This window comes from Pediococcus damnosus, assembly GCF_001437255.1.
Taxonomy (GTDB): domain Bacteria; phylum Bacillota; class Bacilli; order Lactobacillales; family Lactobacillaceae; genus Pediococcus; species Pediococcus damnosus.
In genome coordinates this window covers 1-13,551 of record NZ_JQBD01000052.1, presented here as the reverse complement: position 1 = coordinate 13,551, position 13,551 = coordinate 1, and the positions used below count along the sequence as shown (strand labels likewise).

The following is a 13,551-nucleotide window of genomic DNA, read 5'->3' as shown; positions in this document are numbered from 1 at the left end:
TAAGGCACCTAGGAAAACTTGACACATACCTAAATCTTTTTGATTGCTTTTTCTCTCAACATAGTGTTATCATCAAAAATGGTAGTTAAAATTATATTTTTAGCAACTACTATTATGAAACAAAGGTAGTTTTGGTACGACATATCATTTTTGAAGGGAAGAACGCGGCTGCAGCAAAAAATATTCATTTTGAAGCATTGATATTTCGTATCTCATTCTAAGCCTTTGTTGAGAAACAAAAGGAAAGAGGGTTTTACAATGAGATTTGGAAATTTTAGTAATCGTGATTATCGTATTGCGTTAGATACAGAAACACAATTATTCTGGGCAAGCGAAAAGAACGATCCAAGTATTAAAGCTAGCGGTGTTACAATCACCGAAGCACTTGACAAGTTAAACGAAAAAACTAATGGTCTAGTACAACAACAGTACGCAAACTAATAAGAAATTCGAGGTCTAGCAATTTTGAATGCTGATGATTCCGTTTCGGGTAACGTGTTCGATTCCTCTAGGATAAGTTGATACAATGGTATTAAACTTATTCTAGAGGAATTTTTTTATACATATGAATGGAGAATAAAAATGGCAGCTAAAAAGAAATTTTATGCAGTTGCAAAAGGAAAACAGACTGGGATCTTTACAGACTGGAATGAGACTAAGCCAATGATCGATGGTTTTCCTGGGGCAAAATATAAAGGTTTTAAAACTGAAGCAGAAGCTCGTCAATGGTTGAATGATGGCGGGGTAATATCAAAAACTAAGCCTACTAAAAAGGTAAATACGGCCCAAAGTCATCAAGCAAATGATACGGAAATTATTGTGTATACCGATGGTGGTTCGCGAAATACAGGAAATGTGAACGGTGGTCATGTTAAAAAGCAAGATAAAGCGGCCTGGGCCTACTTAATTAATGTTGCTGGCAAACAAATATCCGATTCACAAGGTGAGTTTGGGGCAACGAATAACCGGATGGAAATTATGGCGTTGCTTCGGGCGTTAGAATGGTTAGTGGAAAATCAGAAGCAAACTGATGAGATTTCGGTTGTGACCGATTCACAATATGTTTTAAATGCGATCCAAAAGCATTGGCTAGCGGGTTGGAAACGACGTGGCTGGAAACGGGGATCTGGACAGCCTTTGGCTAATAGTGAACTATGGCGCCAATTGGACGGGCTGCTGCCAAAGTTTTCCCATCTGCAATTTTACTGGACAAAAGGCCATGCAACTAACGAGGGTAATGTTTTTGTGGATCACTTACTAAATCAAACGATGGATAAAATGAGTGGCGGGCAAGTTGCTAACAAGGCAATTAGGGCATCATCTCCAGCGCAAACGGCGTCTAAACTGACAAAAAAAGCACAGAAAAAAAGCGTCCCAACTTCTGAAACGCAGAAATCATTGGACGCCATTAAAAAAAGTTTGGAAAAATTGGAATGGTACAATGATTAGCTGAAAAATTTATCGAGTAGTTGCACACAACGAAAAGCTTAAAGTGTTTTGACTGCCAGGGTAGGTTGGGTCAATTTCAAATCCGGTTTTCTTCAAAACAGTAATGGCAGGAGTGTTAGATTGCTTTGCAACTGCATAAAGTTTTTCCAGGCCTAATTCGTTAAACGAAAATTCTGTCATCCGTTGCAGGATTTCAGTCATGATGCCATGATTTTGTTGGTTAGGAAGAACTTCAAATCTAACTTCAGCAGCAGTTTTGGAATCGTTAAAATTCCAAATGCAAAATGTGCCTAAAAACTTTTCAATTTTGCGTTCAGAGATACCCCACAGTAAAGAATCATTGTTCATGATGGCACGCATGATTTTATTTACATAATCAACGGTAGCCTGAATATCTGAGTCAACATCACGGTCGCTCATTTTAGCAACGTTTGCGTCGTGACGAAGTGCGTAAATATCTTTTACTTTTGCAGCGGTCAGCCAATCTAAAGTAAAATGTGGGGTTAGAATTGGGCGATACTTTTCGAATTTCTCCATGGGAAGTTGCTCCTTTTCATAATTAATGGTTATTTTGCTTTCAGCAAAATCCTATTTTCAAAACGGATGTCCATCCTTCTAGGCCGAAGCTCGGCCAGGCGGAATGGCTCCTTTTCAGTATTAATGGCTATTTTGCTTACAATAAAATCCTATTTTCAAAACGGATGACCATCCTTCTAGGCCGAAGTTCGGCCAGGCGGAATGGCTCCTTTTCAGTATTAATGGCTATTTTGCTTACAGCAAAATCCTATTTTCAAAACGGATGACCATCCTTCTAGGCCGAAGTTCGGCCAGGCGGAGTGGCTCCTTTTCCTTGTTAATGTCTATTCCTAGCATAAAGCATTTTGCAAACGTTCCAAGCAAAGTTACTTGGTGTTTTACTATTAAGCGGTTACAATAAGCCTAAAATAAAATTTGGGAGGCGTTGATATGAATATTAAATTTGATTCTGTATCTGCAGATAAAGTTCAAGCCCATTTAGACGATAATAAACGATTGTTACTAACTTTTGAAGATGGCGTTGGAGATTATTCTCAACACGCAATGATTCATATGCAAGTCCAGTTTACCATTAATGTGGTGGCCAAAGATATGCCAACGACTGGTTACAACGCGGTCGTGCATTCCAATATTGGCGATTTACTAATTAAAGATTATTCGACTGATGATTTGGAAGAAAATATGTCTATGAAATTTAACACGCACCTTGGTACTTTGCAATTAAGTGGCGATGGCGGCGCAATTGATGATAACGTTGGCTTCATTGATTTTACAGATAAAAATGGAATTAAAAATAATCCTGCGCGCTAAACTTACTCAAAATTATAACTTTAGATTTTCAATAGCAATCACAGCCCAATAGCTTATGTGGTTGCTTTTTTACTGTCATTTCAGCATTGTCACTCTTGCTGAACTCTTGTAGAATGAAGGAACATACTATTTTGGAGGTGTGAAAATGGATGATCGTACAAAACAAACATTCAGTTGGCCGTTATTTCTTAGTCCATTTGTGTCTCGACTAGGGGATGCCCTCTTTGTCTTTGGGTTAAACTGGTTTATTGTGCGCGCAACCGGTCACGCCTCTTTACTGGGAATTGTGCAAGGAATCGGGGGCATTGTATTAGTGGCTGGCGATTTATTTGCGGGACCGTTAGTTGATAAATATAACCGTAAATTGATTATGTTGCTTGCGGATATCGTCAGTTTTTTGGCCTGTTTAATTATGGCTGGAATTATGGATGTTAATAAGCCCGTTTTTTATCAATTAGTCTTGTTAACGTGCATCATTGATATCGGATTGGCGTTTAATTTTCCAGCTGCGAAAGCGGTGGTTCCTGAAATTATTCGCAGTGATAAATTATCAACTTTTAATTCTTGGTCAAATACAGGATTGACGTTAGCTGATATTGTAGCGCCATTATTTGGTGGGTTCCTACTGACTTTACACTGGATTAATTTTCGTTCATTCTTGTTTATTAATGCGTTGTCTTTTTTATTATCCTTCATTTTTACTTTAGCGTTAAAATACAAACCTGAAAAAGATCACACGAAAGAATCCATGCCTATTTTGGAGAGCTTAGTTAAGGGACTGAATTATGTCCGCAATAAACGAGATGTGTTTCGACTAATTATTTTTGATGCCTTTTTAGCCGCAATGTATGCAGGTTACACGTTATTGTTGCCCTATGATGTGGATCATTACTATAATGGGGATGAGAAGTTATACAGTTATGTCTTGACGTTGGTGGCCGTGGGCGGTATGCTGGGTGGCCTATCTTTGGTCTTAAATAAACACCAACCAAGAATCAAAACAAATTATCAGGATGCTTTCATTCTCGCAATTGTTTTAATTTTGACAGGAATATGGATCAATTATGGATTATTGTTGGTCTCTGCTTTTGCCTATGGATTTTACACATCACGAATGAGTATTCGGATGATGACAATTGTTCAAAACTTAACGGACATTGCATTTTTAGGGCGCGTTTTTTCGATTTGGTTTTTATGTTTTGACAGCATGCACCCATTAGGATCGTTTGTCTTTGGTTTCATTTCCGACTGGTTTAATCATGGGACATTTTTTGTCTTAGGCGGATTAGTGTTGTTGGGATTATTGGTCGTATATTTAATGGGCAGAAATTCGGATTAGGAGATGGTTAAATGGATTCAGTTTTATATGACTTAGAGTTTGCTAAAAATGATCAACGTTTAGCCAACGTTTTTCCTAAAGAGCAGGAAACTTTCTACACAGGGTTCGTAAATAGTATTGGTGCCGACGGAGTGATTCTTAACACTTATGATGACACTGGGCAGGCTGATGGGGCCGTGTATGTCCAATTTGACGCCATTGAAAACGTGGAGTTTGACAGCCCAGATCTTGATAATATGTTAGAAACAATTCAGATTGCCGAGAATGATCAACTATTTACGGTGATGGATCGGATTCCGGATTTTGTTTCGACTAGTGATTTAATTAAGCAGGTTGTAGAAGATGCTTATAAAAATGAACAATTTTTAGTTTTAACAAGAAGTGATTTGGAAAATTATCAAGAAGGAAAAGTGACGGCTGTTCACGAAAATGATTTTGAAATGCATTTAGTTGATAAGTTTGATCTGACCCACGAAGTATTGACGACCATTAAATATACAGAGGCGGAAATCGTGGAATTTTCTGGACGAGAATTGGCAGTGGAAACAGCAACTTGGCCAGAGATTGCTAAACAACAACCAGAATCACGATTAACTTTAACGGATACGAAAGACTTTTATGCCGTATTGAAAAATGCGGAACAAAAACAAGAGCTTATTACAATTAATGACGAAACAAAATCTTCAAACTTTTTTGTTGGGACTGTAAATGCAGTAAATAAGAGTGAGGTTTTATGTAATTTAGTTGATATGGCGGGGCAATTTGGGGGTTATTCCTTGATCCGACTGGATGCAATTGTTAGCATCACCCTGAAATCTGACTACATGCAGGTTATGGAAGCTTTTATTAACTATCAAAAAAAGAACCAGACTTTTGTGCAGCCGGTGCTCAATGAGGAGCGTTTATTTGATGCTACTGATGATCTAATCATGGCGCTGATCAAACAAACTGAGACATTTTCGCGAGTTTTGAGTATTTCTTTATTAACTGGTGCGCGTGAGATGGGATACATTACAGATGTCACTACGGATACTTTTCGGTTTCACGTGATTGATGCTGATTTGTACGTAGATCAAACCGGAATCGAAATTGTGATTGAGGATGTTGATGAACTATCCTTTGATTTTTTGAATGCGGTCCTTATTGAAAATCATTTACGTGATAAAGGACTCTTGTAAGAAGGTGAAAAAATGGCATTTAAAGTAATTCGTGGCGACATCACGACTATGAAAGTGGATGCAATTGTCAATGCTGCTAACACAACGTTGCTTGGCAGTGGTGGTGTTGATGGTGCGATTCATCGAGCTGCAGGTCCAGAATTACTGGCCGCTTGTCGACTGCTTCACGGTTGTCAAACCGGTGAAGCCAAGATCACACCTGGATTTAAACTACCGGCGAAATTTGTTATTCACACACCAGGGCCAATTTGGCGTGGTGGCCATCAGCATGAGGCTGAATTGTTACATAACAGCTATCAAAATAGTTTGAACCTGGCTGATCAAAATCACTGTGTCAGTGTTGCTTTTCCGTCTATTAGTACTGGTGTTTATCGTTTTCCTTTACAAGCCGGCGCAAAAATTGCCGTTACAACTATTCGGGAGTTTTTAAAGACTGCTCAGAGTGTGAAAGATGTGACGATGGTTTGCTTTGATGAAGGTACCTATCAAGCCTATTTAGAAGTTCAAAAATAAAAAACTAAAAATTAACTTCTGGTGAAACCTTCCAGCAGTTTGATTTTTAGCTTTTTATTTAAGTATATCTACTATCTAAAAGCGAGATGTTTCGATCCATTCACTATTTTAGGACAATTACTTGAGACAGCTGTTAGATTATAAGCACGTTTCCAGTGGGATTGCGATCCCACCTCCACCATGCTTATAATATGACAGTTAAACGTCTCAATTCATTCACTACTTGTTATCTCTCATATAGTCGTTAATGCGACGGATATCGTCTTCCGTTGCGTTATATTTGTTAATTTTAATATTGTGAATTTTTTCTACAGACAGATGAGTGCCAAATGCAATAGAAGCATCCGTTAAATCATGTTTCTTTTGATAATTGATAATCTCTTCTGCAAGCTTTGTTAAATCACCCATGGTAAATCCTCCTCGATTTTTAAATGACTATTTTGCATACGCAAAATCCTATTCTCGGTACGGTGTCCATCCTTGCTATGGCATTCCAATGCCAAGTCGGACTGGCCCTCCTCGATTTTTAAATGACTATGTTGCATACGCAAAATCTTACTCTCGGTACCAAAACCTTATTCTCGGTGTGGGGTCCCTGCTGTGGAGTAGTTCGCTATGGCATTCCAATGCCAAGTCGCACAGACCCTTCTTGTAATGTAAATCCCTTACATTCAATGTACCATAGTTGAGAGAAAAATGAACATTAATTGGGCGTGTTTTTAAAGAAATTAGTGAAATTGATGGAGAATTTGTTATAATGCAACACAAGAGGGATTGAGGTGAAAGCATGAAATATCAGAATCTATTGTTTGATGTGGATGATACACTATTAGATTTTCACGCAGCTGAGAACCAAGCACTTAAAGCATTGTTTGCGGAAATTAAATATCCACTAACAGATGACATGGTTACCTATTTTCGAGCACTAAACGAGCATATGTGGCAACGTTTTGAGCTTGGACAATTGGACCGCCAAACACTGGTTAACACGCGTTTTACCAAACTTTTCGCGCATTTTAATGAAACAGTTGATGGGATTAAGTATGAACAAATTTATCGCGAATTCTTAAATCAGGGGCACCAATTAGAACCCCACGCGTTAGAGTTATTAAATAGTTTAAAGGATCAGTTTAATTTATTCATTGTTTCAAACGGAATCGGGTCTGTGCAGCAGCATCGATTAAACGACTCAGGATTGAGTACATACTTTAAACACATATTTGTTTCCGAGGAAGTTGGTTACCAAAAACCTAGAATTGAGTTCTTTGATTTTATTGCTAATCATATTTCGGGGTTTACACCCAAAAATGCTTTAATAATTGGTGATTCATTGACTTCAGATATTCAAGGTGGGGCTAACGCAGGAATTGATTCGGTATGGTTTAATCCGGCATTACAACCGAACCATTCATCAGTGAGCCCAACGTATCAGATTGATGATTTATTAGATCTAAAGGAAATATTATAGGCTCAACTGAAACGTATATAAACAGTTACTCATTCAATTCGAGAGGAAAAACCGAATTTGGAGAGGAGACTGTTTATTTTTTTACCCAAAAATCTAAATCATTTGCATGCACTTTTTGAAAGTGGTAACGTATATTGTTAGAATTCTAACAATAATAAAACAGAGGTTAATAGAGGTTACTTATGGAAAAACATCTTGGGATCAATCGCCAAATTCATGTTTTGGCGAATTGTTCTACGCGTAAATTTAATGAAAGCTTTTTAGACGATGATATTACCGGTAAACAGGGAGGCGTACTGCACTTTTTGTTGATGCGGGCCGGAAAACAGAAAATTTATCAACGTGATATTGAAGAGCACTTTGGAATCCGCCGTTCATCGGTAACCAGTTTGCTCCAAAAGCTGGAAGATAATGGCTATATCACGCGAGAATCGGTCGCAGATGATGCGCGGTTGAAATTAATCGTGCTGACACCAAAAGCAATGGCGTTTCAAAAAAGTGTGGTTCAAGGCACAATCGATTTTGAAGCCAGAATGCTCCAAGGTGTATCCGAAGATGAGATTGCGACTTGGCAGAAGGTTACACAACAGATGACAAGAAACTTAAAAGATAAAAAAATAGGAAGTGACAAATAATGCTGAAACGAATTGGCCATTCAGTTAGAGAATATAAAAAGTATGCTTTGATTTCACCAATCTTGGTTGCAATCGAAACTTTTATTGAAACTTTTATTCCATATCTAATGTCAAAAATGATTGATAAAGGGATTATTCCAGGCAATTTAGCCTATATTGAAAAATTAGGCGTGTTTATGCTGATCGGAACCTTTATTTCTTTGGCAGGTGGTGCTGGGGCGAGTTGGTATTCTAGTAAAGCTAGTGCCGGTTTTGCCAAGAACTTACGGCATGATTTATATCATCATATTCAAGATTTTTCTTTTGAAGATGTGGATCATTTTTCCACTTCTAGTATTGTGGTGCGGCTCACGACGGATATCATGAATATTCAACAGGCATTTCAAATGCTGATTCGAGCCGCGGCTAGAGCGCCACTAATGCTGATTTTTTCGATCACAATGGCTTTCACAGTGGATGCCCAGATGGCAATGGTCTTCGTTGTTTCTGTACCCCTGATGGCAATTGGATTGACGGTAATTATTGCAATTGGCCGGCCACTTTTCAAAAAGGTTTACCAACGCTATGACGGATTAAATCGCGTTGTTCGCGAGAATTTGCGAGGTATTCGGGTAGTTAAAACGTATAACCGGGCTGAACTGGAAGATAAAAAGGCTGAAAAAGCATCATCTAGTATTTACGAAGTCTTTAGTAAAGCAGAACGAATTCTCCAGTTAAACAGTCCAATTATGCAGTTTGTGATGTATGGAACTTTGCTATTTTTGGCATGGTTTGGCGCCAAACGAATTGTTGGGGGCACGATGCAGACCGGCCAATTAGTAAGTTTGCTTGCCTATGCGATGTCAGTTTTAATGAGTTTGAATATTTTATCTAATGTCTTCAACCAAATGACCATTTCATTAGCTTCAGCGCAACGAATTGACGAAGTTTTGACCTATAAGAGTACGTTAACGAATCCTAAAAATCCGTTAACCGATGTAAAAACTGGTGAAATCGATTTTGATCATGTGGATTTTGCGTATGCGGACGATGGGGTAACACGTCTAGAGGATATTAATTTGCACATCAAGCCTGGTGAAACCATTGGAATTATTGGGGAAACTGGGAGTGGCAAAAGTAGTTTGGTTCAACTCATTCCACGCCTCTATGATGTCAGTCATGGATCCGTGAAGGTTGGTGATCAGGATGTGCGTGATTATGATATCCGAACCTTACGGGATAATGTTTCAATGGTGCTTCAGCAAAATGTCCTGTTTTCCGGAAGCATTGCGGACAACTTACGTTGGGGTGACGAGCAAGCGACAGATGAACAATTAGTTCAGGCAGCTAAACTGGCCCAGGCGGATGATTTCATTAATAGCTTGCCAGATGGCTATGACACCTATATTGAACAGGGTGGGAGTAATGTTTCTGGCGGTCAAAAGCAACGGTTGACGATTGCCCGAGCACTTTTGAAAAATCCGAAGATTCTAATCCTTGATGATTCAACGAGTGCGGTTGATACCCATACGGATAGCTTGATTCAAACGGCCTTTCGTGAAGAATTACCAGAGATGACCAAACTGATTATTGCACAACGAATTTCATCTGTTCAGGGTGCGGATCGAATTGTGGTTATCGATCAAGGTAAGATTGAAGCAGTCGGTACGCATGATGAACTAATGAATTCAGACGACCTTTATCAAGATATTTATAATTCTCAAATCAAAGGAGGAGAAACGCATGCAAAGAACTAGAGTTGCTGGAAGAGCTAAGTTAGATGGTTCAGCTTGGCAGATTTTATGGCGGTTATTAAAATACATTATGCAAAAAAGTCACTTTGCGTTATTTATTGCGTTCTTCTCTGTCATTGTTTCGGCCGGAGCATCAGTCGTTGGGACACTGTTTATTCAACGTTTGATTGATGACTATATTACGCCCTTGATGAAAGTTGCCCATCCGAACTTCACGCCATTACTGCATATGATTATTTTAATGGGAGCAATTTATCTCTTAGGTGTGATTGGGACGTTGTTATATTCGCAACTGATGATTATGACGGGCCAAAAGTTACAAAAACGGATTCGGGATGAAATGTTTACCCATATGCAACAATTGCCGTTAAGTTATTTTGATTCAAACGATTATGGCGATGTCATGAGTCGGTACACAAATGATGTAGATACCTTACGACAAATGGTTGAACAGAGTTTTCCCATGTTTATTAATGCGCTTTTTAATGTGGTCTTTACTTTGACGGCGATGATCACGCTGAGCCCAACATTAACGATAATTAGTTTGATCGTTTTTGCGTTGAGTATTTTTATTGTGCGGAAATTGAGTTCCAAAAGTAGTTATTATTTTCGAATGCAACAAAAAGCATTAGGAAATATTGATGGTTATATTGAAGAAATGTTGAATGGCCAAAAGGTTATTAAAGTATTCTCTCATGAGGATCAGGCTAAGGCCGGCTTTGATAAGCGAAACGAAGCCTTACGGCAGGATGCTAGTATGGCCAATGGATTATCAACAATGCTATTCCCAATTATGGGAAATGTCGGCAACATTTTGTATGTCTTGATTGCTGTGGTTGGTGGCTATTTTGCCGTCAATCACATAACTCCCATTACATTAGGTGAAATTGCTGCTTTCGTACAGTTGAGTCGTTCTTTTAGTCAACCGATTGCGCAAATTACAATGCAATTGAACTCAATTATTATGGGCCTTGCCGGTGCGCAACGCATGTTCCAGTTGTTTGACGAACCAGTGGAACAAGATTCCGGAGATACAACCCTTGTCTATGTTACTGAAAATGAACAACATGAGTTGACGGAAACCAGTGAACGGACCGATAAGTGGGCATGGAAAACTCCTGAAAAAGATGGCAATGTCAAACTAACGCCAGTTAAAGGGCACATTGAGTTTAAGGATGTTAGTTTTAGCTATGATGGTAAGAAGACAGTTTTGCATCACATTTCCTTAGATGCAAAACCTGGAGAAAAAATGGCTTTTGTTGGAGCAACCGGGGCCGGTAAGACGACTATCACAAATATGCTAAATCGATTTTATGATATTTCGAGTGGCCAGATTCTTTATGATGGCATCGATATTCAAAATATTCAAAAAGCAAGTTTACGATTATCCATGGGAATTGTTTTGCAGGATACGAACCTATTTACGGCTTCGATTCGCGATAACATTCGTTACGGCCGTTTAAACGCAACGGATGAAGAAGCTGTGGAGGCTGCTAAATTAGCTAATGCTGACAGTTTTATCCGCAACTTGCCAAAAGGTTACGACACGGTGATTGATGGTTCTGGATCTGACCTGTCACAAGGACAGCGTCAACTATTATCGATTGCACGGGCAGCCATTGCGGATCCGCCAACCATGATTATGGATGAGGCTACTTCAAGTATTGATACCCGAACGGAAGCTTTGGTTCAGTCAGGGATGGATAATTTAATGAAGGGGCGGACCACGTTTGTGATTGCTCATCGTTTGTCGACAATTCATAATTCAGATGAAATTCTGGTAATTGAAGATGGCCGAATTATTGAAGCGGGTAATCATGAGTCCTTGATGCAAGAAAAGGGCGAATATTACGAACTTTATACCGGTAAAACGATTCTGGAATAACGATTAACATTATTGGGAAGTTAGGGTTTTCAATGATAGAATGTACTAGTGACTGGAGTGTGACTAAAACTTTGGTTACTGGTATTTTTTGTTGCTCTACTAAAGGTTGAAAGTACAAAAATGACTTCAGTTACTGATATTAAACGGTTTAATCCACAAAAATTAGGTTAATTACCGTTCTACAGCTCCCTTGGCCTGGAACGGGGTGGGCACGATTTGAAGCCAAGTAGATCACTTGTCTTCAAACTCGACCTTTATCTAAGCGAAAATCGCTAAGATAAATTTCACCCCTGAGGCCAAACCGCCTCCTAACTGAGGAAGTCGTTGTCTTTAGATAGCTTGATGACCTTTTCCATGACAACTTTTGTGCTAAATATAATTAGTTTTAATACCTGATTCAGTCTGGAAGCAAATGGGCCCAGTAGTGTCATTTATCTTAACGGTTTTCGTTTAGATAAAGGCCGAGCTTAGAGACGGGTATTTCGGCTCTAAGTCGTGCCCACTACGTTCCGGCCCAGATTTGCTGAAAGACGGTATTTTAATCTGATTTTGTTACCATGAACGTTTTTGTATCAAGCAATTGAATGTGATTTTGTACTTTCAATCTTTAGTTACTCTATTTAAAAAGGACGTGTGACGATATGATTCAAATTCCACAAGACATGACAGAAGTTAAAGTAAAAATTGCTCAATTAGAAGAATTGGGACATAAAAGTAATGAAAAACAAGTTGTTTTCGACGCAATTCAAGACAACGCGCAGGCAATATTAGATGAACAATTAGAGGGCCACTATGACTCTTGTACGTTAGATAATGACAAGATCACTATTTATGAAACCCCCGAAAAGCCAATTGGTTCCGTTAAATCACAGGGAGCTTCGTTTGAGGAAGATTTTCGAAAGAATGCAAACAACATGTTTATTTATTTACAACAAGAAATCAGCAAAGTTATAAATCAACGCTAATTTTAAGGAGTTTCAAATGAGTATTAAACTAATTGCAAGTGACATTGACGGCACATTTTTAGATGATCAGCATGAATTTGATCGAACTCGTTTTCAAAACCAACTTGATGAAATGAATCGCCGGGGCATCCATTTTGTCGTAGCTAGTGGCAACCAGTATTTACACTGTACAAAGGTAATGACCGGCATTAATGGTGATCTCACTTATGTAGCAGAAGATGGTGCTCTGATTGTGGAAAAAGGCAAAATGCTTGATTCCAGTCCAATTGAACCAGAACTTTGGCAGAAAGTTGTGACCAGTGTCGATGAGCAACCAATCCTTGCCAACGCTGTTATTATTTTATCTGGGGAAAAGGCTGCGCATACGAATGTCACACCTCAAAATGAAGTTTGGGGGCGGACCGGTTATTTTTACGAAAATTTAACACATGCTTCGGATTTCTCAACAGTGACTGATGAAATTTACAAAGTGGATGTTAATTGGCCGGATTTAGCCGATATTCGTGATAAGTATAATGTACTAACTACTGAATTTGGCAATCAATTGACGGAAGTGATGAGCGGCTATAGTGGCATAGATATTATTAAGCCTCATGTGACCAAAGCTTATGGTTTAGTACAATTACAGCGGATTTGGAACGTTTCGATGGCTGAAACAATGACGTTCGGAGATAATCAAAATGATGCCGAAATGTTGAAACATGCCAAATATGGCTATGCGATGAAAAATGCATCACCAGAAGCTAAGGCGGCAACCTCGCTGGTGACGCCACTTGATAATAATCATAGTGGTGTTTTGGATATGATTGACCGCGTATTAAACGATCAAATTTAGGTATGAATTATTTAAATTTAGATTGCTGCTTAAAAGTTAAGGTTGAAATTTGCGCGTAACTTCATTAGAATTACACTATAGGCGTCGGTAGTGTAATGGATAGCACATGAGATTTCGGTCCTCATGATGGGGGTTCGATTCCCCCCTGACGCATTGTTGATATAGCGGGATTTAAGCGGGTCTCTGTCAAATCGTATTGGTGGA

Annotated in this window: 14 protein-coding genes and 1 tRNA gene; 13 read left to right on the top strand and 2 right to left on the bottom strand. The window is 38.8% G+C overall.

What is annotated here, in order from left to right; genetic code table 11:
* Window positions 1–258: 258 nt before the first annotated feature.
* Both IV84_RS07105 and IV84_RS07100 read left to right on the top strand, forming a co-directional pair.
* Entirely contained in the window at window positions 259–441 is a 183-nt protein-coding gene (locus IV84_RS07105) for a hypothetical protein (RefSeq protein WP_046871529.1), read from the top strand.
* 141 nt (window positions 442–582) lie between these two features.
* A complete protein-coding gene (locus IV84_RS07100; RefSeq protein WP_046871528.1) occupies window positions 583–1,449 on the top strand; it encodes a ribonuclease H family protein in 867 nt (288 codons plus the stop codon).
* 9 nt (window positions 1,450–1,458) lie between these two features.
* On the opposite strand, the gene IV84_RS07095 is transcribed toward IV84_RS07100, so the two are convergent.
* Window positions 1,459–1,986: a GNAT family N-acetyltransferase gene (locus tag IV84_RS07095; RefSeq protein WP_046871527.1), complete on the bottom strand. Its 528-nt coding sequence runs from the start codon at window positions 1,984–1,986 to the stop codon at window positions 1,459–1,461.
* A 429-nt stretch (window positions 1,987–2,415) separates the two neighbouring features.
* Here IV84_RS07095 and IV84_RS07090 point away from each other — a divergent pair, with 429 nt between their 5' ends.
* The 4 genes from IV84_RS07090 (at window position 2,416) to IV84_RS07075 (ending at window position 5,826) form a co-directional block, all read left to right on the top strand.
* Window positions 2,416–2,796 carry an iron-sulfur cluster biosynthesis family protein gene (locus IV84_RS07090; protein ID WP_046871526.1) on the top strand — a complete coding sequence of 127 codons (381 nt, stop codon included), beginning with the start codon at window positions 2,416–2,418 and terminating at the stop codon, window positions 2,794–2,796.
* Window positions 2,797–2,941: 145 nt separating this feature from the next.
* Window positions 2,942–4,135, top strand: coding sequence for an MFS transporter (locus tag IV84_RS07085; RefSeq protein WP_046871525.1), 1,194 nt, complete (start codon window positions 2,942–2,944; stop codon window positions 4,133–4,135).
* 11 nt (window positions 4,136–4,146) lie between these two features.
* Entirely contained in the window at window positions 4,147–5,313 is a 1,167-nt protein-coding gene (locus IV84_RS07080; RefSeq protein WP_046871524.1) for a hypothetical protein, read from the top strand.
* Window positions 5,314–5,325: 12 nt separating this feature from the next.
* Window positions 5,326–5,826 carry an O-acetyl-ADP-ribose deacetylase gene (locus tag IV84_RS07075; protein WP_046871523.1) on the top strand — a complete coding sequence of 167 codons (501 nt, stop codon included), beginning with the start codon at window positions 5,326–5,328 and terminating at the stop codon, window positions 5,824–5,826.
* 219 nt (window positions 5,827–6,045) lie between these two features.
* Here IV84_RS07075 and IV84_RS07070 read toward each other — a convergent pair whose 3' ends face one another.
* Entirely contained in the window at window positions 6,046–6,234 is a 189-nt protein-coding gene (locus IV84_RS07070) for an LBP_cg2779 family protein (RefSeq protein ID WP_046871522.1), read from the bottom strand.
* A gap of 379 nt (window positions 6,235–6,613) precedes the next feature.
* On the opposite strand from IV84_RS07070, the gene IV84_RS07065 reads away from it, so the two are divergent.
* The 7 genes from IV84_RS07065 (at window position 6,614) to IV84_RS07035 (ending at window position 13,500) form a co-directional block, all read left to right on the top strand.
* Window positions 6,614–7,294 (top strand): YjjG family noncanonical pyrimidine nucleotidase, encoded by a 681-nt coding sequence (locus tag IV84_RS07065; protein WP_046871521.1) that lies wholly within the window; start codon window positions 6,614–6,616, stop codon window positions 7,292–7,294.
* A gap of 182 nt (window positions 7,295–7,476) precedes the next feature.
* Window positions 7,477–7,929, top strand: coding sequence for a MarR family winged helix-turn-helix transcriptional regulator (locus IV84_RS07060; RefSeq protein ID WP_046871520.1), 453 nt, complete (start codon window positions 7,477–7,479; stop codon window positions 7,927–7,929).
* On the top strand, window positions 7,929–9,665 hold the full coding sequence (locus IV84_RS07055; RefSeq protein ID WP_046871519.1) for an ABC transporter ATP-binding protein: 1,737 nt from the start codon (window positions 7,929–7,931) through the stop codon (window positions 9,663–9,665). The genes IV84_RS07060 and IV84_RS07055 overlap by 1 nt, the downstream gene beginning before the upstream one ends.
* The gene (locus IV84_RS07050) at window positions 9,652–11,547 is read left to right on the top strand and encodes an ABC transporter ATP-binding protein (RefSeq protein WP_056986319.1); all 1,896 of its coding nucleotides are present in this window, start codon (window positions 9,652–9,654) and stop codon (window positions 11,545–11,547) included. The genes IV84_RS07055 and IV84_RS07050 overlap by 14 nt, the downstream gene beginning before the upstream one ends.
* 641 nt (window positions 11,548–12,188) lie before the next feature.
* Window positions 12,189–12,512: a hypothetical protein gene (locus IV84_RS07045; protein WP_046871517.1), complete on the top strand. Its 324-nt coding sequence runs from the start codon at window positions 12,189–12,191 to the stop codon at window positions 12,510–12,512.
* A 16-nt stretch (window positions 12,513–12,528) separates the two neighbouring features.
* Window positions 12,529–13,347, top strand: a complete 819-nt coding sequence (locus IV84_RS07040) for a Cof-type HAD-IIB family hydrolase (protein WP_046871516.1) — start codon at window positions 12,529–12,531, stop codon at window positions 13,345–13,347.
* 81 nt (window positions 13,348–13,428) lie between these two features.
* Window positions 13,429–13,500, top strand: a tRNA-Arg gene (locus tag IV84_RS07035).
* The last annotated feature ends 51 nt before the right edge of the window (window positions 13,501–13,551 follow it).

Coding starts and splice junctions, on each gene's coding strand:
- IV84_RS07095 (WP_046871527.1), bottom strand. CDS start 1,986: ATGGAGAAATTCGAAAAGTATCGCCCAATTCTAACCCCACATTTTACT.
- IV84_RS07100 (WP_046871528.1), top strand. CDS start 583: ATGGCAGCTAAAAAGAAATTTTATGCAGTTGCAAAAGGAAAACAGACT.
- IV84_RS07080 (WP_046871524.1), top strand. CDS start 4,147: ATGGATTCAGTTTTATATGACTTAGAGTTTGCTAAAAATGATCAACGT.
- IV84_RS07055 (WP_046871519.1), top strand. CDS start 7,929: ATGCTGAAACGAATTGGCCATTCAGTTAGAGAATATAAAAAGTATGCT.
- IV84_RS07040 (WP_046871516.1), top strand. CDS start 12,529: ATGAGTATTAAACTAATTGCAAGTGACATTGACGGCACATTTTTAGAT.
- IV84_RS07105 (WP_046871529.1), top strand. CDS start 259: ATGAGATTTGGAAATTTTAGTAATCGTGATTATCGTATTGCGTTAGAT.
- IV84_RS07050 (WP_056986319.1), top strand. CDS start 9,652: ATGCAAAGAACTAGAGTTGCTGGAAGAGCTAAGTTAGATGGTTCAGCT.
- IV84_RS07090 (WP_046871526.1), top strand. CDS start 2,416: ATGAATATTAAATTTGATTCTGTATCTGCAGATAAAGTTCAAGCCCAT.
- IV84_RS07060 (WP_046871520.1), top strand. CDS start 7,477: ATGGAAAAACATCTTGGGATCAATCGCCAAATTCATGTTTTGGCGAAT.
- IV84_RS07085 (WP_046871525.1), top strand. CDS start 2,942: ATGGATGATCGTACAAAACAAACATTCAGTTGGCCGTTATTTCTTAGT.
- IV84_RS07065 (WP_046871521.1), top strand. CDS start 6,614: ATGAAATATCAGAATCTATTGTTTGATGTGGATGATACACTATTAGAT.
- IV84_RS07045 (WP_046871517.1), top strand. CDS start 12,189: ATGATTCAAATTCCACAAGACATGACAGAAGTTAAAGTAAAAATTGCT.
- IV84_RS07070 (WP_046871522.1), bottom strand. CDS start 6,234: ATGGGTGATTTAACAAAGCTTGCAGAAGAGATTATCAATTATCAAAAG.
- IV84_RS07075 (WP_046871523.1), top strand. CDS start 5,326: ATGGCATTTAAAGTAATTCGTGGCGACATCACGACTATGAAAGTGGAT.